This window comes from Aquipseudomonas guryensis, assembly GCF_014164785.1.
Lineage (GTDB): Bacteria > Pseudomonadota > Gammaproteobacteria > Pseudomonadales > Pseudomonadaceae > Aquipseudomonas > Aquipseudomonas guryensis.
In genome coordinates this window covers 207658-224289 of the sequence record NZ_JACJFN010000004.1, presented here as the reverse complement: position 1 = coordinate 224289, position 16632 = coordinate 207658, and the positions used below count along the sequence as shown (strand labels likewise).

The 16632-nt window shown below is 62.5% G+C and carries 17 protein-coding genes; 4 read left to right on the top strand and 13 right to left on the bottom strand.

Going from position 1 to position 16632, the window contains the following annotated elements:
- Window positions 1-15 precede the first annotated feature (15 nt).
- Window positions 16-2241: a DNA internalization-related competence protein ComEC/Rec2 gene (locus tag H3H45_RS16240; protein WP_182834749.1), complete on the bottom strand. Its 2226-nt coding sequence runs from the start codon at window positions 2239-2241 to the stop codon at window positions 16-18.
- A 122-nt stretch (window positions 2242-2363) separates the two neighbouring features.
- On the opposite strand from H3H45_RS16240, the gene H3H45_RS16235 reads away from it, so the two are divergent.
- Window positions 2364-2897, top strand: a complete 534-nt coding sequence (locus tag H3H45_RS16235) for a DUF2062 domain-containing protein (RefSeq protein WP_182834748.1) — start codon at window positions 2364-2366, stop codon at window positions 2895-2897.
- 46 nt (window positions 2898-2943) lie between these two features.
- Here the strand turns inward: H3H45_RS16235 and H3H45_RS16230 are convergent, their stop codons facing one another.
- The 3 genes from H3H45_RS16230 to H3H45_RS16220 are packed head-to-tail and all read right to left on the bottom strand — an operon-like array spanning window position 2944 to window position 6122.
- Complete coding sequence (locus tag H3H45_RS16230) at window positions 2944-4188, bottom strand: lipoprotein-releasing ABC transporter permease subunit (RefSeq protein ID WP_182834747.1); 1245 nt, start codon at window positions 4186-4188, stop codon at window positions 2944-2946.
- A 1-nt stretch (window position 4189) separates the two neighbouring features.
- On the bottom strand, window positions 4190-4873 hold the full coding sequence (lolD, locus tag H3H45_RS16225) for a lipoprotein-releasing ABC transporter ATP-binding protein LolD (RefSeq protein ID WP_182834746.1): 684 nt from the start codon (window positions 4871-4873) through the stop codon (window positions 4190-4192).
- Window positions 4866-6122, bottom strand: coding sequence for a lipoprotein-releasing ABC transporter permease subunit (locus H3H45_RS16220; RefSeq protein WP_173205364.1), 1257 nt, complete (start codon window positions 6120-6122; stop codon window positions 4866-4868). Before H3H45_RS16220 ends, lolD begins: the two co-directional genes overlap by 8 nt.
- Window positions 6123-6215: 93 nt before the next feature.
- On the opposite strand from H3H45_RS16220, the gene H3H45_RS16215 reads away from it, so the two are divergent.
- The 3 genes from H3H45_RS16215 to H3H45_RS16205 are packed head-to-tail and all read left to right on the top strand — an operon-like array spanning window position 6216 to window position 7815.
- Window positions 6216-6791, top strand: coding sequence for a PilZ domain-containing protein (locus H3H45_RS16215; protein WP_182834745.1), 576 nt, complete (start codon window positions 6216-6218; stop codon window positions 6789-6791).
- The gene (locus H3H45_RS16210; protein ID WP_182834744.1) at window positions 6788-7099 is read left to right on the top strand and encodes a phosphodiesterase; all 312 of its coding nucleotides are present in this window, start codon (window positions 6788-6790) and stop codon (window positions 7097-7099) included. The genes H3H45_RS16215 and H3H45_RS16210 overlap by 4 nt, the downstream gene beginning before the upstream one ends.
- Window positions 7096-7815 carry a glycerophosphodiester phosphodiesterase gene (locus H3H45_RS16205; RefSeq protein WP_182834743.1) on the top strand — a complete coding sequence of 240 codons (720 nt, stop codon included), beginning with the start codon at window positions 7096-7098 and terminating at the stop codon, window positions 7813-7815. The genes H3H45_RS16210 and H3H45_RS16205 overlap by 4 nt, the downstream gene beginning before the upstream one ends.
- A gap of 189 nt (window positions 7816-8004) precedes the next feature.
- Here H3H45_RS16205 and sthA read toward each other — a convergent pair whose 3' ends face one another.
- From sthA to H3H45_RS16160, 9 genes are all read right to left on the bottom strand, one after another.
- Window positions 8005-9399, bottom strand: a complete 1395-nt coding sequence (sthA, locus tag H3H45_RS16200; protein ID WP_182834742.1) for a Si-specific NAD(P)(+) transhydrogenase — start codon at window positions 9397-9399, stop codon at window positions 8005-8007.
- 119 nt (window positions 9400-9518) lie between these two features.
- Window positions 9519-9752, bottom strand: a complete 234-nt coding sequence (nqrM, locus tag H3H45_RS16195) for a (Na+)-NQR maturation NqrM (protein ID WP_173205348.1) — start codon at window positions 9750-9752, stop codon at window positions 9519-9521.
- Window positions 9749-10759 carry an FAD:protein FMN transferase gene (locus tag H3H45_RS16190; RefSeq protein ID WP_328822390.1) on the bottom strand — a complete coding sequence of 337 codons (1011 nt, stop codon included), beginning with the start codon at window positions 10757-10759 and terminating at the stop codon, window positions 9749-9751. Before H3H45_RS16190 ends, nqrM begins: the two co-directional genes overlap by 4 nt.
- Window positions 10752-11975, bottom strand: a complete 1224-nt coding sequence (nqrF, locus tag H3H45_RS16185) for an NADH:ubiquinone reductase (Na(+)-transporting) subunit F (RefSeq protein ID WP_182834741.1) — start codon at window positions 11973-11975, stop codon at window positions 10752-10754. Before nqrF ends, H3H45_RS16190 begins: the two co-directional genes overlap by 8 nt.
- A 10-nt stretch (window positions 11976-11985) precedes the next feature.
- Window positions 11986-12594 carry an NADH:ubiquinone reductase (Na(+)-transporting) subunit E gene (gene nqrE, locus H3H45_RS16180; protein WP_182834740.1) on the bottom strand — a complete coding sequence of 203 codons (609 nt, stop codon included), beginning with the start codon at window positions 12592-12594 and terminating at the stop codon, window positions 11986-11988.
- On the bottom strand, window positions 12594-13268 hold the full coding sequence (locus H3H45_RS16175; protein ID WP_182835007.1) for an NADH:ubiquinone reductase (Na(+)-transporting) subunit D: 675 nt from the start codon (window positions 13266-13268) through the stop codon (window positions 12594-12596). The genes nqrE and H3H45_RS16175 overlap by 1 nt, the downstream gene beginning before the upstream one ends.
- Window positions 13265-14050 (bottom strand): Na(+)-translocating NADH-quinone reductase subunit C, encoded by a 786-nt coding sequence (locus tag H3H45_RS16170; protein WP_182834739.1) that lies wholly within the window; start codon window positions 14048-14050, stop codon window positions 13265-13267. The genes H3H45_RS16175 and H3H45_RS16170 overlap by 4 nt, the downstream gene beginning before the upstream one ends.
- A complete protein-coding gene (locus H3H45_RS16165; protein WP_182834738.1) occupies window positions 14043-15254 on the bottom strand; it encodes an NADH:ubiquinone reductase (Na(+)-transporting) subunit B in 1212 nt (403 codons plus the stop codon). The genes H3H45_RS16170 and H3H45_RS16165 overlap by 8 nt, the downstream gene beginning before the upstream one ends.
- Window positions 15255-15257: 3 nt before the next feature.
- Window positions 15258-16595: a Na(+)-translocating NADH-quinone reductase subunit A gene (locus H3H45_RS16160; RefSeq protein ID WP_182834737.1), complete on the bottom strand. Its 1338-nt coding sequence runs from the start codon at window positions 16593-16595 to the stop codon at window positions 15258-15260.
- Between the last annotated feature and the right edge of the window lie 37 nt (window positions 16596-16632).

The following is a 16632-nucleotide window of genomic DNA, read 5'->3' as shown; positions in this document are numbered from 1 at the left end:
AGACCTCCCCGGTTCTCATTTTTCCCGCCAGAAGACTTGCCGTTCGCGCCAGCCGTAGGGCGCCTCGCGAGCCCCCAGGCGAATGCGCAGGGCACCTGTGGCCACGTTGTCGTAAACCGTTATCCCACGCGCCCGGTAGCCCGCCATGACCTGCGGATGGGGGTGACCGAAAGGGTTGTTGCTGCCCCGCGAAAGCAGCGCCGCAGAGGGTGCAACCGCCTCGAGAAAAGCCGCCGAGGACGAGCTGCGACTGCCGTGATGGGGGATCTGCAGCCAGTCCGCGCGCAGCTCACGCCCATCTGCCACCAAGCCCCGTTCGGTCGCCGTATCGATATCGCCAGTCAGCAGCAAGGTCTCACCCTCCGCTTCGACCTTGAGCAGGCAGGACGCCTGATTACCCTCCGCTGCCTGCGCCCAGCGCCAGGTGGTGAAGCGCACGCCATCCCAGAGCCAGCTGGCACCATCCACGCACTGATCCGCCGCCAACTGCCGCGGCAACACCGCCGCCTCGCCGCTAAGTACCCGTGCGATCGGCAAGCGTTGCTGCACGGCCAGCGCACCACCCGCGTGGTCGCTGTCGGCATGGCTGAGCAGCATGACATCCAACTTGCTGACTCCCAGGGCACGCAGGGACGGCACGACCACCCGCTCGCCCAGGTCAAAATCGCCGTAACGCGGCCCGGCGTCATACAGCAGCGCATGCTCGCGGGTGCGTACCAGCACCGCCAGGCCCTGCCCGACATCCAGTTGCCAGACTTCCGCCTGCCCGGTTGCCGGCAACTGCTGCGGCGGAAACAGCAGCGGCAAGAGCAACGGCAACCCCAGTGCACGGAACGGCACACCGGCCGGCAACAGAAGCAGGCAGACGCCGAGACTGACCAGCAGCCAGGCCCACAAAGGCAACTGCATGGGCAGCCAGGCCGGCAGCGCCGCGGCCAACAGACCCAGCAGCTGGAACAACAGTTCGAGCAGGCCACCGGCCAGCCATAACAACCCCTCGCCTACCCCAGGCACGGGCAACAGCAGCGTACCCAGCAACGCCAGCGGCACCACCAGAAAACTCACCCAGGGCACGGCAAACAGGTTGGCCAGCGGCCCGCTAGCACTGATTGGCAGGCCCAGCGCAAGAAACAGCGGCAACAGGCCCAGGGCCAGCGTCCACTGCGCGCGCCACCACACCAGCCACCAGGGCCACGCGCCGAGGCGACCGCTGAAGACCAGAGCCAACAGCGCCACCGCGCCGAACGACAACCAGAAACCTGCCTGCAGCCCGGCCAGTGGCTCGATCAGCAGCACGGCGATCCAGGCCAGCAGCAATGGCGTCCACACGCCCAGATGGCGAAAGCGCAAGCGCCAGAGCAGCACCACCGCGATCATCACGCAGGCCCGCCGCACCGGCACCTCGAAGCCCGCCAGCAGGCCATAAGCCAAGGCTCCGCCGAAGGCCAGGGTGCAGGCCGCCGGCAGCCAGGACAGGCCGCGTGGCCAAAGGCCAAGGCGAGCCAAACCGGCAACCAGGCCATAGAGCAAGGCCGCCAGCAAAGCCACATGTTGGCCGGAGATAACCAGCAGGTGCACCGTGCCGGTGTCCTGCAACAGGCGCCAGTCCGTAGAAGTCAGGCCCGAGTCATCGCCCAGCACCAAGGCAGCCAGCGCGCCGGCACGCCCCTGGGCGTCGACACGCAACAAGCGTTGGCGCAGTTGGTCGCGCCAGGCAGAAACACCGCCCGCCGAGGCCAGAAGCTCACCCTGTTTGACCGTGCCCGTGGCACCGATGCGTTGCGCCAGCAGCCAGGCTTCGTAGTCGAAGCCCTGTGGATTGACCAGCCCCTGCGGACGCTTGAGACGCACCGCCAGGCGCCAGCGCTCGCCGGCCTGCAGTGCGGGGCCGTCATACCAGGCCAGGCGCAGCTTGCCCGGCAAGGCATGGCGCCGCGCCACAGCATCGACAAGATGAAAACGCACCACACCCGCGCGCTGCTCCGGCAGGCCGACCACCTGCCCTTCCAGCCACAGGGTCTGGCCACCCAGCTCGGCAGGCAGACGCTCGTCCAGCGCCCACTGCGCAGAAACGCAGGCCCAGGCCAAACCGAAGAGGAACAAGGCCAAGGGGTAACTGCGATAGGGCAAAAGCATCAGCCCGACTGGCAGCACCAACCACAGCAGCCAGGTCGGCGGCAACGCCGGCAATACGGTAAGGCCGGCCAATCCGGCGGCCAGCGCCAACATCCCTGTGCGCATTCCGTTCTCCCTGTGGGCGCCGCCGTCCTGGGGCACCGCTTATCTCGCGTTGCTGGCCTGTCACAAGCCAGTCACCGGCAATCGGTGCATAATAGTCGCGCTTCAGCCACCCGAGAGTTTTCATGCCGCGTCGTTTATTCAAGCGCTACATGCCCGATCCGGAAAGCATCCGGACCAACAAATCCCTGCGCTTCCTCGGCGCCCTGCTGCATGACCCCAACCTCTGGCACCTCAACCGTCACTCGGTGGCACGGGCCATGGCCGTGGGCCTGTTCGCCGCATTTATACCGCTGCCGATGCAGATGCTGCTCGCTGCCAGCCTTGCCGTACCGGTACGGGCTAACCTGCCGATATCCGTAGGCCTGGTCTGGTTGACCAACCCGATCACCATGCCGCCGGTTTTCTACTGCACCTACAAGCTTGGGGCCTGGATCATGGGGATTCCGCCGATGCTGCTGCCCGATTCCCTGACCTGGGAGTGGATCACCGGAGAACTGGCCATACTCTGGCAGCCCTTCCTGCTCGGCTCACTGATTGCCGGACTGAGCTTTGCCCTGCTGGCCTACAACCTGACCATGCTCTACTGGCGCTGGTGGGTAAGGCATACCTGGCGCAAACGCCAGGAGCGCCGTAGGCAACAGGCCACCCCAGAATGAAAAAACGCCGCTGATAGCGGCGTTTTTTATGGCTCACATCTGCACTTCAATCGTAACGCAGCGCTTCTGCGGGCTGGGTACGAGAGGCGCGCCAGGCCGGGTACAGGGTCGCCAGAAAACTCATCAGCAATGCCGCGCCGCAGATCAACAGGACATCACCAGCCTGCAGATCGGAGGGCAGATTGTTGATGTAGTAGACATCCGAACTGAGGATATGGGTGCCACTGACCCGCTCCAGCAAGGCCATCCAGCCACTCACATTGAGGGCGACGATCACCCCCAGTACACCGCCGACCAGCGTACCGATGCTGCCAATCACCGTGCCCTGGACCATGAAGGTACTCATGATCTGCCACGGCGTGGCGCCGAGGGTGCGCAGGATGGCGATATCGGAGCGTTTGTCGGCCACCACCATGACCAGGGTGGCAATGATGTTGAACGCGGCAACCGCGATGATCAGCAGCAGGAGCAGGCCGATCATGGTCTTTTCCATCTTCATCGCGCTGAACAGGCTGCCCTGGGTGTGGGTCCAGTCATTGGCCTTGAAGCCTGCGCCCAGGCTGGCCGCGATGGCGGCGGACACCTGCGGCGCCTGGTAAAGATCCTTGAGCGCGACACGCACGCTCTGCACCTGCTGCGGGGCGAAGCGCTGGATGCTCGAGGCATCGGCGATGCTGATCAGCGCCAGGCTGCCATCCAGCTCGGCACCCACCTTGAATACGCCGACCACATTCAGGCGCTGCATGCGCGGGGTGATGCCACCGGCGGCACCGCTCACTTCGGGTACGATCAGGGTCAGTTTGTCGCCGACATTGAGGCGGAAACGCCGCGCCGTTACCTCGCCGATGATCACGCCGAACTCGCCGGGACGCAGGTCGTCCAGGCGCCCCTGGACCATCTGCCGGCCGATGATCGAGACCTGCTGTTCCTGGGCCGGATCGACGCCATTGATCTGGATCGGCTGCATGATGCCGCGGTAGGAGAACATCCCCTCCAGCTCGGCAAAAGGTGCCGCGCCGATAACCTGCGGGTTGCGCTTGGCCACCTCGGCCACGGCACTCCAGTCAGCCAGCGGCTGTTCGGCGCTGAGGGTGGCGTGCGGCACCATGCCGAGGATGCGCGTGCTCATTTCCTTCTGGAAACCGTTCATCACCGAGAGCACCACGATCATCGCCAGCACGCCCAGACCGAGACCGATCATCGAGGTCAGCGAGATAAACGAGATGTAGTGATTGCGCCGCTTGGCGCGGGTGTAGCGGGTACCGATAAAAAGTGCGATTGGCCGAAACATATCAGGCAGCCACCAGCCGGCCTTCTTCCAGACGCAGCACCCTATCCATCTGCTGGGCCAGCTGCATGTCGTGGGTCACCACCAGGAAGGCGGTCTGCGACGAGGCGCTGAGTTCGCGCATCAGTTCCTGGATGCCGTGCGCGGTGTGCTGGTCGAGGTTGCCGGTCGGCTCGTCGAGCAGCACCAGCGCCGGACGATTGACCAGAGCACGGGCGATGGCCACGCGCTGGCGCTCGCCACCGGACAGCTCGGCCGGCTTGTGGCTCAGACGATGGCCCAGGCCGACCCTCTCCAGCAGCGCCGTGGCACGCTGACGGGCCTCGCCGATCGGCGTCTTGCCAATCAACAGCGGCATGCATACGTTCTCCAGGGCGGTGAACTCGGGCAGCAGGTGATGGAACTGGTAGACGAAGCCCAGCGCCCGGTTGCGCAGCAGGCCACGCGCCTTCTCGTTCAGCGCCGACAGCTCCTCGCCGGCCAGCCAGACGCTGCCCTGGCTCGGTGTATCCAGGCCGCCCAGCATGTTCAGCAGGGTGCTCTTGCCGGAACCGGAACTGCCGACGATGGCCACGCGCTCGCCGGGCAACAGCTCCAGCGCCACGTTGGTCAGCACGTCGACCGTCTGCGGCCCTTCCTCATAACTCTTGCCAAGGTTGCGGCAACTCAGGACTGCCTTATCACTCATAACGCAAAGCCTCCGCTGGCTGGGTGCGCGCCGCACGCCGAGCCGGGTAAAGGGTGGCAAAGAAACTCAGAAGCAACGCCGCGGCGCACACCAGCACCACGTCTTCGACCTGCACCTGCGAGGGCAGATAGTCGATGAAATACACCTCGGCATTGAGGAACTGCATGCCCAGCACGCCCTCCAGCCACTTGATCGCCGCACTGACATTGAGCGCCGCCAACACACCCAGCACGCCGCCGACCAGGGTGCCGACCACACCGATCACGGTGCCCTGCACCATGAAGGTCAGCATGATCTGCCGCGGCGTGGCGCCGAGGGTGCGCAGGATGGCGATATCCGACTGCTTGTCGGTGACCACCATGACCAGGGTGGAGACGATGTTGAACGCAGCGACCGCGACGATCAGCAACAGCAGCAGGCCGATCATGGCCTTCTCCATGCGAATCGCCTGGTACAGATTGCCGTGGGTTGCGGTCCAGTCGCGGGCATAGAAGTTCTCCTCGCGCAGGGACTGGGACAACTCCCAGGCCACCCGCGGCGCCTCAAACAGGTCACGCAGCTTGAGGCGGATGCCCTGCACCTCGCCCGGTTTCAAGCGCAGCAGGCGACCGGCATCCTGGACATGGGCCATGGCCACATGGCCATCGATCTCACCGGCGCCGACATGGAAGATGCCGACCACAGTGAAGCGCTTCATGCGCGGAAACATGCCGGCCGGGGTGACTGCGACCTCGGGTGCGACGAAGGTGACCTTGTCGCCAAGCGCCAGACCGAGCTTTTTCGCCGCCAGATCACCAATGGTGATACCGAATTCGCCCGGCTTCAGGGCTGCCAGCGAACCTTGGTCTTTGAGGAAGAAGTTGCCGATGATCGAGACCTTGTGCTCTTCGCGCGGGTCAATGGCGTTGATCAGCACCTTCTGCACCTGACCCTTATTGGTCAGCAGGCCTTGCATCTGGGTGAAGGGCGCCGTCGCCAGTACCTGCGGGTTCTCGGCCACCTGGGTGGCGATCCGCTGCCAGTCCGGCAAGGGCTGGCCGCTTTCGAGCGTGGCATGCGGCACCATGCCCAGCACGCGGTCACGCATCTCGCGGTCGAAGCCATTCATCACCGACAGCACGACGATCATCACCAGTACGCCCAAGGCAAGGCCGATGATTGAAGTGAGGGAGATGAAGGAAACGAAAAGATTTCGACGTTTGGCCCGCGTGTAACGCAAGCCGATAAAGAACGGCAAGGGTCTGAACATGTATGGGTTCGCTGGCGAAAGAAGGAACGTCCTTGTGGCGGGGCTTGGCGAGCAGCTTTACACTCAGACCACCACTGCTGCCATGGGTTCGCCATGTCGTATCAAGACGCTGATGATCGCCGCGAATACTACCGTATCGATGACACGATCGCACTGGATTTCAGCCTGTTGTCCGGGCCTCAGGCCCTGGCCAGTGACGCATTGCACGACGCCTCGCCGCTGTTCAATCTGCTCAGCGACCTGCACCTGATGGACTTCGAATCGCAGCATCTGCTGCGGCATATCAGCGAACGCGACCGCACCCTGGCCAACTACCTGAAAGTGATGAACAAGCGCATCGATCTGCTCGGCCAGGCGCTGGCGCAGAGCCTGCTGCGCGATATCGGCGTACCGCGCCGGGTCTCGCTGTCGGAGGGCGGCATCAGCTTCAATCATCCACAAGCGGTAGCGGCCGGCAGCCACCTGGCCTTGAAGATGGTGCTGATGCCGCAGGCTCTAGGCCTGCTGCTGCGGGCCAGGGTCATGCACTGCCAGGCCCGCGACGATGGTCAGTTCGAGATCGGCACCGAATTCGAAGCCCTGACCGATGCCCAACGCCAGCTACTGGCCCGGCACATTCTGCAGAAGCAGGCGCAACAGCGCCGCCTAGCCCGCGAGCTGCCACGATGAGGCCACGTCTGCCGTACCTGACTGCTCTGCTTGCCTGCAGCTTGGCTCTACCAGCCGCCGCCGAAACCATCGAGATTCCGCTTGGCCAGCAAGGCACGAGCGCTATCGAACTGCCCCAGCGTGGCCAGTCGCAACGCGCGGTACTGGAGCGTTTTGGCCTAGCCGACGAGGAGCACGCGCCAGTCGGCCAACCGCCGATCACGCGCTGGGACTACCGCGAGTTCAGCGTGTATTTCGAATACGATCACGTGGTCAACAGCGTGACTCATCATCAGCCCCGCCACCCCCTTCCCAAGGAACAACAGTGACCCTTATCTACGGCCACCGCGGTGCCAAGGGCGAAGCACCGGAAAATACCCTCGCCAGCTTCCAGCGTTGCCTCGGCCACGGGGTGAAACGCTGCGAACTGGACTTGCACCTGTCGCGCGATGGCCAACTGATGGTGATCCACGACCCGACCCTGAAACGCACCACCGGCCGCCGCGGCAAGGTAGTCGAGCATGACGCCGCCGAACTGCTCGGCTACGACGCGCGCCAGGGTGGTCCGGGCTGGAAGACCCCCTGCCCGATCCCGACCCTGGAGCAGCTGTTCGAGCAATGCGACTTCGAGCACTGGCAACTGGAAGTCAAAAGCGCCTCGCGGGTACGCGCCGCGCGTACGGTACTGGCGATCCAGGCGCTGGCCGAGCGTTTCGCCATCAAGGAGCGCATCACCGTGACCAGCAGTTCGCGCGAAGTCCTGCGCGCGCTCAAGCGCCTGGCCCCGGAACTGTCGCGCGGCCTGGTCGCCGAGTACAACTGGCTCGACCCGCTCAAGGTCGCCGCCCACCATGGCTGCTCGATGCTCGCGCTGAACTGGACCCTGTGCACCCCGGAGCGTCTGGCCAAGGCGCAGAAAGCTGGGCTGCACGTATCGGTGTGGACGGTAAACGATGCTGCGCTGATGCGCCGCCTGGCCGACTTCGGCGTGGACAGCATCATCACCGACTTCCCCGGGCTGGCGGTCAATACGCTGAAACGTTAGGTGGTCGAGTCGCCAGCCATCCCGGATTGCATCCGGGCTACGGGCTGCGAGGCAATAAAAAACCGGCCACAAGGGCCGGTTTTTTACGCATCACGCCTGGTCAGAAGCTCTCCCGGTTCGGCCAGCGCCACTCGCGGGAATCGCTGAAGGGATCTACCCCGACCGGCTCAGGCCACCGGTCGGAGCCGCTCAAAAAAGCCGGTTGAGGCCATCGAATGCCGCCACCCGATAGGCTTCGGCCATGGTCGGGTAGTTGAAAGTGGTGTTGACGAAGTACTTGATGCTGTTCGCCTCGCCCTTCTGGTTCATGATCGCCTGGCCGATATGGACGATCTCCGAGGCCTGGTAGCCGAAGCAGTGCACGCCGAGGATTTCCAGGGTCTCGCGATGGAACAGGATCTTAAGCATGCCCACCGGTTCGTGGGAAATCTGCGCCCGCGCCATGCCCTTGAAGAAGGCCTTGCCCACTTCATAGGGAATCTTGGCCTGGGTCAGTTCCTTCTCGTTCTTGCCGATCGAGCTGATCTCCGGAATGGTGTAAATGCCGGTCGGCACGTCATCGACGAAGCGCCAGCTGTCATTTTCCACCGCGCTGCCAGCAGCCGAGCGGCCCTGGTCGTAAGCGGCACTGGCCAGGCTCGGCCAGCCGATCACGTCGCCGGCGGCGAAGATGTTGCTCACCTGCGTGCGGTACTGCTGATCGACGTCGATCTGGCCACGGCTGTTGACCTTGATACCGATGTTCTCCAAACCCAGCTTGTCGGTGTTGCCGGTACGGCCGTTACACCAGAGGAAGGCGTCGGCCTTGATCTTCTTGCCCGACTTGAGATGGAGGATCACGCCGTTTTCCAGCCCCTCAATGCGCTCGTACTCTTCGTTGTGGCGAATCAGTACGTTGTTGGTGCGCAGGTGGTAGCTGAGGGCGTCAGAAATCTCGTCATCGAGGAAGCTGAGCAACTGATCGCGGTTGTCGATCAGGTCGACCAGCACGCCGAGGCCACTGAAGATCGAGGCGTACTCGGAACCGATTACCCCGGCGCCGTAGATGATGATGCGGCGCGGTGTATGGGTCAGGCTGAGGATGGTGTCGCTGTCGTAGATACGCGGATGATGGAAGTCCACGTCCGCCGGGCGATAGGGCCGCGAGCCGGTGGCGATGACGATCTGTTTGGCCACCAGTTTCTCGACCACGCCACTCGGGCAGACCACTTCGACCGTCTGCTCGTCAGCGAAACTGGCCGTGCCGAAAAACACGTCGGTGCGGTTGCGCGCGTAGTAGCCGGTACGCGAGGCGACTTGCTTGGAAATCACCCGCTCGGCGCTTTTCAGCACGTCGGGGAAGGAGAACCAGCGCGGCTCGCCGATCTGGCGGAACAGCGGATTGGTGTTGTACTGCATGATCTGCCGCACCGAGTGGCGCAGGGCCTTGGACGGGATAGTGCCGAGGTGGGTGCAGTTGCCGCCAACCAGCGGGCGGTTGTCGACCACCGCTACCTTGCGCCCAGCCTTGGCCGCGTTCATTGCCGCGCCTTCACCCGCCGGGCCGGAACCCAACACCACCACATCGTAGTTGTAGACCGCCATGCTTACTCCTATCAGAACTGCTCAGGGCGCCAGCGGCGCCCTGAAGGTACCGTGACACCCCATGGCCACGGCACTTTTGATCCACGACACAGCTTAGCCATGCCGATTTGCGCTGCACATTAGCGCTTGGTCGCGTCGTAGGCGAGCTTTGTATCCACTACATCGTCCGACTTGTCGCGATTCACTTCTTCACACTTCTCGCGGCTGCCACCACAGATCGAACACTCTTTCTCGATGCCCAGGGCTGCGATGCCGCCACAGGAGCCGGCAATCGGCTTGCGTCCCATGATCACGCCAACGGCCATGCCCAGCACCACCAGCAGCATGACGACAAACACCAGTAACCAGGTCATGGTTTCACTCCTTCGCCGAAACGGCGCTCGAAGGCAGGCGTCGCCCGAGTGGCAAAGCCCTTGTCGGTACGGGTGACGAAAAACGCGGCGATGCCTGCCTGCTCGGCATAAGCAAAGCCGTGCTCCGGCCCCAATACCATGAGTAAAGTCGATAGTCCGTCAGCGCGCAGAGTGGAGGAATCGACCACGGTCACCGCTGCCAGGCGATGGGTGATCGGCGCGCCCGTCTTCGGATCGATAGTGTGCGAGTAGCGCTGGCCATCGCGTTCAAAATAATTACGGTAGTCGCCAGAGGTGGAAACGCCGAGGCCATCCAGCTCCAGCACCTTCTGCGCGACCTGCTGATCATCGCGCGGCGCCTCGATAGCAATACGCCAGGGCGAGCCATCGGGTTTGTGCCCGGCCGCGCGGATCTCACCGGTGACATCCAGCAGATAGCTGGATACGCCGCGCTCAGCCAGGCGTGCCGCGATCAGATCGACCGTATAGCCAGCCGCGATACTGTTGAAGTCCAGGTGCACCGCAGCAGACTTGCACAGCTGCTGCCCGTCGATACGCACGTGCCGGTGTCCCACATTGGCCTGCACCGCAGCAATCTCGTCGACCGTGGGCACCCGCTCACCGCGCGACTGCGGGCCGAAGCCCCAGAGTTCGAGCAAGGGCGACACCGTCAGATCGAAAGCGCCATCGCTGTCACGGGACAACTGCTCGCCGGCACGCACCAAGGTCAGCACCGCATCGGGCATGACGCGGCAGCTGCCGGCCGGCAGGCGATTGAATTCGGAAAGCTCGGAATCACTGCGCCAGGTAGACATCTGCTGGTCGACTTGAGTCAGCAGATTCTCTACCTCAGCCTTGAGGGCGGCAGGCTCGGGACTGCCCTCACCCGCCAGGTATTTCAACGAGTAGTGGCTGCCCATGGTCGGGCCGCCGAACTCCTCGATCTTCTCGCCGCAACCGGCCAGCAGAACGCTGGCCAGCAGCAGGCATAACGCCGTTTTAGCCACCAAAATCGTCCAGCAGGATATTTTCGCGCTCGACACCCAGGTCCAGCAGCATCTTGATCACCGCAGCGTTCATCATGGGCGGGCCGCACATGTAGAACTCGCAGTCTTCCGGTGCCGGATGATCCTTCAGGTAATTTTCAAACAGCACGTTATGGATAAAGCCCTTGAGGCCGGCCCAGTTGTCTTCCTGCTGCGGATCGGACAGCGCCAGGTGCCACTGGAAGTTCGGGTTTTCCGCCTGCAGCTTGTCGTATTCCTCGACATAAAAGGCTTCACGCAGCGAACGCGCACCGTACCAGAAGCTGATCTTGCGCTTGGAACCGAGGCGCTTGAGCTGGTCGAAGATATGCGAACGCATCGGCGCCATACCGGCACCACCGCCGATGAAGATCATCTCGGCATCGGTGTCCTTGGCGAAGAACTCACCGAACGGACCATAGACGGTGACCTTGTCACCCGGCTTGAGGTTGAACACCCAGGACGACATCTGGCCTGGCGGCAAATGATCCTTGCCCGGCGGCGGCGAGGCGATACGGATGTTGAACTTGACCAGACCCTTCTCGTCCGGGTAGTTGGCCATGGAGTAGGCACGAATCACCGTCTCGTCGACCTTGGACACGTACTTCCACTGGTTGAACTTGTCCCAGTCGCCGCGATACTCGGGCTGGATATCAAAGTCCTTGTAGTGCACTTCGTGCGGCGGGCATTCCAGCTGCACATAGCCACCGGCGCGGAAGTCCACGCTCTCGCCTTCCGGCAGACGCAGGGTCAGCTCCTTGATGAAGGTGGCGACGTTGGGGTTGGACTCCACCGTGCATTCCCACTTCTTCACGCCGAACACTTCTTCCGACACTTCGATGTGCATGTCCTGCTTGACCGGCGTCTGGCACGACAGGCGCCAGCCAGCCTTGGCCTCACGCTTGGTGAAGTGCGACTCCTCGGTCGGCAACATTTCGCCACCGCCCGACTCGACCACGCACTTGCACTGGGCGCAGGTACCGCCGCCACCGCACGCCGAGGAGAGGAACACATTGTTCGCCGCCAGGGTCTGCAACAGCTTGCCCCCGGCTGGAACGGTAATGGTTTTTTCACCATTGATGACAATGTTGACGTCGCCGCTGGAAACCAGCTTGGCGCGCGCCGCCAGGATGATCACCACCAGTGCCAGGACGATGGCGGTGAACATGCCGATGGCCAGGGAAATTTCAAAACCCATCTGGTTCTCCTTAGAGCTGAATGCCGCCGAAGGACATGAAGCCCAACGACATCAGACCGATGGTGATGAAGGTGATGCCCAGGCCCTGCAGGCCATCCGGTACATCGCTGTACTTGAGCTTCTCGCGAATGCCAGCCAGCAGCGCAATAGCCAGGGCCCAGGAGAAGCCGGAGCCCAGGCCGTAGGTCACGCTCTCGGCCAGGTTGTAGTCGCGCTCCACCATGAACAGCGAACCGGCCATGATGGCGCAGTTCACGGTGATCAAAGGCAGGAACACACCGAGCGCGTTGTAAAGGCTGGGCACATACTTATCGAGCAGCATCTCGAGGATCTGCACGATGGCGGCGATCACCCCGATGTAGCTGAGCAGGCCGAGGAAACTCAGATCGACGTCCGGCAGACCGGCCCAGGCCAGCGCACCTTCCTTGAGCAGGTAGGTATACAGCAGGTTGTTGGCTGGCACGGTGATGGCCTGCACCACAACGACCGCAATACCCAGGCCGATGGCGGTTTCCACTTTCTTGGAAATGGCGATAAAGGTGCACATGCCCAGGAAGAAGGCCAGCGCCATGTTCTCGATGAACACCGCCTTAACGAACAGGCTGAGGTAATGCTCCATCAGTAGGCCTCCTTATCCGAAACCTGCGGCGCCATGCGGAAGGACGGGGCTTCCTTCTGCTCCGGCTTCCAGCTGCGCAACGCCCAGATGATCAGACCGATCAGGAAGAACGCCGAAGGCGGCAGCAGCAGCATGCCGTTGGGCTGATACCAGCCACCGTCACTGACGGTCGGCAGAACGCTGTAGCCGAGCAGTTTTCCGGCGCCGAACAGTTCGCGAATGATGCCCAGCACAATCAGCATGGCGCTGTAGCCCAGACCGTTACCGATACCATCGAAGAACGACAGCATCGGTGGGTTCTGCATGGCGAACGCCTCGGCCCGGCCCATGACGATGCAGTTGGTGATGATCAGGCCGACAAACACCGACAGCTGCTTGGCCAGGCTGAAGGCATAAGCTTTCAGCACCTGATCGACCACGATCACCAGAGAAGCGATGATCACCATCTGCACGATCATGCGGATCGAGCTGGGGATCTGGCTGCGGATCATCGAGATGAACAGGTTGGAGAACCCGGTCACCAGGGTCAGCGCAATCGACATCACCAGCGCGGTCTTGAGGTTCGAGGTGACCGCCAGCGCCGAGCAGATCCCGAGGATCTGCAGGCCGATGGGGTTATTGTGAAAGATCGGGTCGAGCAACACGCTCTTGATCGTGGGTTGCGACATGCTTATGCCTCCCCTTTTTGCAGTTTGGCCAGGAACGGGCCGAAGCCACTTTCACCCAGCCAGAAGTGCAGCAGGTTGTTGACGCCCTTGCTGGTCAGGGTCGCACCCGCCAGGCCATCGACCTGGTGCTGTGCCTTGGGTGATGTAGCGTCGACACTGCCTTTGATGATCTCTACGGCCAGCGCGCCCTGCTCGTCGAACAGGGTCTTACCGGCCCACAGCGCCTTCCACTTCGGGTTATCCACTTCGCCGCCAAGACCCGGGGTCTCGCCGTGTTGGTAGAAGCCGAAGCCGACCACGGTGTTCAGATCACCCTTGAGTGCCATAAAACCGTACAGGGTCGACCACAGGCCATAGCCACGCACCGGCAGAATCAAGGTGTCGAGCTTGCCGTCGGTTTCCACCATATACACGGTGGAGAAACGCTCGCGACGCTTGATCGAGGCAATGTCCTGCTCGCCCTGGAGCGCATCGGACAACGACGGATCCTTGGCTGCCTTGAGCGGATCGAAGCTGGCCGCATCCTGGGCGTCACTGAAGGCGCCGGTCTGCAGGTCAACCACCCGGGCCTTGATACGCTCGGCATACAGGGCCTTGATCGCCTTGGCCGACATACCCTCTTCGCCCAAGCCGGCAATCGCCAGGATGCTGCGCTGTTTGTCCAGCTGGCGGTTTTCCACCTGGGTCGGCTTCAGCGCCACGGCTGCGCCGGCGACGAATACCGAGCAGACCAGGCACACCAGCAACGCAACGATAAGGGTGCGCGCAGTAGATTCTTGCTTAGCCATTGCGTGCAATCCTCCGCTTGATGTTGGCCTGTACGACGAAGTGGTCGATCAGCGGTGCGCAGAGGTTGGCGAACAGGATTGCCAGCATCATGCCTTCCGGGAAAGCCGGGTTGACCACACGGATCAGCACCACCATCACCCCAATCAATGCACCGAACAGCCACTTGCCGGTGTTGGTCATGGAGGCCGATACCGGGTCGGTGGCCATGAAAATCATGCCGAAGGCGAAGCCACCCACCACCAGGTGCCAGTACCAGGGCATTGAGAACATTGGGTTGCTGTCCGAACCGATACCATTGAACAGCGAACTCATGGCGATCATGCCCAGCATCACACCACTGACGATGCGCCAGGAGGCAATCTTGGTCAGCAGCAGGAAGGCTCCGCCAATGAAGATCGCCAAGGTGCTGGTCTCCCCCATCGAGCCTGGCTCGAAGCCAACAAAGGCGTTCCACCAGGACAGGCCACTCGCGGTGACCTGCTCGATGCCACCGGATGCGGCTGCAGACAATGCAGTAGCGCCGGCATAGCCATCCACCGCAGTCCATACCGCATCCCCGGACATCTGCGCCGGGTAGGCGAAGAACAGGAAGGCGCGACCGACCAAGGCCGGGTTGAGGAAGTTCTTGCCGGTACCGCCAAACACTTCCTTACCGATCACCACGCCGAAGCTGATACCCAGGGCCACCTGCCATAGAGGAATATCCGGCGGCAGGGTCAGGGCGAACAGCACGGAGGTGACGAAGAAACCTTCGTTGACCTCGTGACGGCGAATGGAAGCGAACAGCACCTCCCAGAAACCGCCGACGATGAAGGTGGTCAGGTACACCGGCAGGAAATATGCCGCGCCCTGGATAAAGCAGTCCCACAGGCTGTTCGGGTCAAAACCGGCCAACATGCCGATCAGGCCGAAACGCCAGCCATCCTGAGCGGCCAGCAGCTCGGGGTTACCGGCCATGATGCTGTTGGCCTGGAAACCGATATTCCACATGCCGAAGAACATCGCCGGGAAAGTGCAGGCCCAGACGGTGATCATCATGCGTTTGAGGTCGATGCCGTCACGCACGTGAGCAGTGGTCTTGGTTACGCTGCCTGGACGATAGAAAAACGTATCGATGGCCTCGAAAAGCGCATACCACTTCTCGTACTTGCCGCCCTGTTCGAAGTTGTGCTCGATCTTGTCGAGGAATTTACGCAAAGACATTGATCAGCCCTCCTTCTCGATGCGGGTCAGGTTGTCCCGCAGGATCGGACCGTATTCGTACTTGCCGGCGCAAACGTAGGTGCACAACGCCAGGTCTTCCTCGTCCAGCTCCAGACAGCCGAGCTTCTGCGCCATCTCGGTATCTCCGACGATCAGGTAGCGCAGCAACTGGGTAGGCAGAATATCAAGCGGCATCACTGCCTCGTAGTTGCCCACCGGCACCATGGCGCGCGGGCTGCCGTTGGTGCTGGTATCCATGGCCAGTTTTTTGCCGCCAAGCAGCTTGGACACGAAGATATTCAGCACCGAGTGCTTGTTCACCCCAGCACGCAGGTAATGCAGAAACTCGCGTTCGCGACCTTCGTGCAGACAGGAAACCAGCGAGTGGTAACGCCCCAGGAAGGCGAACGCACCACGCGCGGTGCGGCCGCCCAGCACTGAACCGGAAATCACCCGGTTGTGGCCCGGTTGCAGCTCGCCAGCAGTCAACTCGTCCAGGCTGGCGCCGAGACGGCTGCGCAGCAGGCGCGGCTTCTCGACCATCGGGCCGGCCAGCGACACGACACGGGCCATGTTGAGCTGGCCGGTGGTGAATAGCTGACCGATGGCAATCACGTCCTGACAGCCTATCTGCCACACGCTCTTGGTCGCGCTGGCTGGATCGAGGAAATGAATGTGGGTACCCGGCAGACCGGCCGGATGCGGGCCATTGAAGGCCTCGCAGTGCACGCCCGGCAGGTTTTCACCCGGCAACTGCACGCCTTCGGCCTTGCACAGGAAGACCTTGGCGAGGCGCGCAAGAACTTTCAGACCGTTTTCGAAGTCAGCCGCCTGTTCGGCGATGATCACTGCAGGATCTGCCGCCAAAGGCTGGGTATCGATAGCCGTAACGAAGATCGAGCTGGGCACGGCATCCACGGCCGGCACCTTGCTGAATGGGCGCGTGCGCAGCGCCGTCCACAGACCGGACTGCTGCAGGTTGTCCCGCACCGCCTGGGGCTCCAGGCTGACCAACTGGGCCGCCTCGTAGTGGGCGAATGCGATGGCGTCATCGCCATCCAGGTCGATCACCACCGACTGCAGCACGCGCTGCTCGCCGCGATGAATGGCACTGACCACGCCGGCCCCCGGCGCAGTGAAATGCACGCCCGGGTTTTTCTTGTCGGAGAACAACACCTGGCCAAGCTTGACCCGGTCACCGAGCTGTACGGCCATGGTCGGCTTCATCCCGTGGTAATCACACCCCATCAAGGCAACGCTGCGCACGGCACGGGCATCATCGATACGCTGCTCGGGGGCGCCGCTGATGGGCAAATCCAGCCCACATTTTATTTTGATCATTGAGTGGTCCAAACACTGAAACCAGTGCTTTTGCAGA

Excerpts from the sequence above, each read along its gene's own strand:
- H3H45_RS16240 (WP_182834749.1), bottom strand. The coding sequence starts at position 2,241 with ATGCGCACAGGGATGTTGGCGCTGGCCGCCGGATTGGCCGGCCTTACC.
- H3H45_RS16235 (WP_182834748.1), top strand. The coding sequence starts at position 2,364 with ATGCCGCGTCGTTTATTCAAGCGCTACATGCCCGATCCGGAAAGCATC.
- H3H45_RS16230 (WP_182834747.1), bottom strand. The coding sequence starts at position 4,188 with ATGTTTCGGCCAATCGCACTTTTTATCGGTACCCGCTACACCCGCGCC.
- lolD (WP_182834746.1), bottom strand. The coding sequence starts at position 4,873 with ATGAGTGATAAGGCAGTCCTGAGTTGCCGCAACCTTGGCAAGAGTTAT.
- H3H45_RS16220 (WP_173205364.1), bottom strand. The coding sequence starts at position 6,122 with ATGTTCAGACCCTTGCCGTTCTTTATCGGCTTGCGTTACACGCGGGCC.
- H3H45_RS16215 (WP_182834745.1), top strand. The coding sequence starts at position 6,216 with ATGTCGTATCAAGACGCTGATGATCGCCGCGAATACTACCGTATCGAT.
- H3H45_RS16210 (WP_182834744.1), top strand. The coding sequence starts at position 6,788 with ATGAGGCCACGTCTGCCGTACCTGACTGCTCTGCTTGCCTGCAGCTTG.
- sthA (WP_182834742.1), bottom strand. The coding sequence starts at position 9,399 with ATGGCGGTCTACAACTACGATGTGGTGGTGTTGGGTTCCGGCCCGGCG.
- nqrM (WP_173205348.1), bottom strand. The coding sequence starts at position 9,752 with ATGACCTGGTTACTGGTGTTTGTCGTCATGCTGCTGGTGGTGCTGGGC.
- nqrF (WP_182834741.1), bottom strand. The coding sequence starts at position 11,975 with ATGGGTTTTGAAATTTCCCTGGCCATCGGCATGTTCACCGCCATCGTC.
- nqrE (WP_182834740.1), bottom strand. The coding sequence starts at position 12,594 with ATGGAGCATTACCTCAGCCTGTTCGTTAAGGCGGTGTTCATCGAGAAC.
- H3H45_RS16170 (WP_182834739.1), bottom strand. The coding sequence starts at position 14,050 with ATGGCTAAGCAAGAATCTACTGCGCGCACCCTTATCGTTGCGTTGCTG.
- H3H45_RS16165 (WP_182834738.1), bottom strand. The coding sequence starts at position 15,254 with ATGTCTTTGCGTAAATTCCTCGACAAGATCGAGCACAACTTCGAACAG.
- H3H45_RS16160 (WP_182834737.1), bottom strand. The coding sequence starts at position 16,595 with ATGATCAAAATAAAATGTGGGCTGGATTTGCCCATCAGCGGCGCCCCC.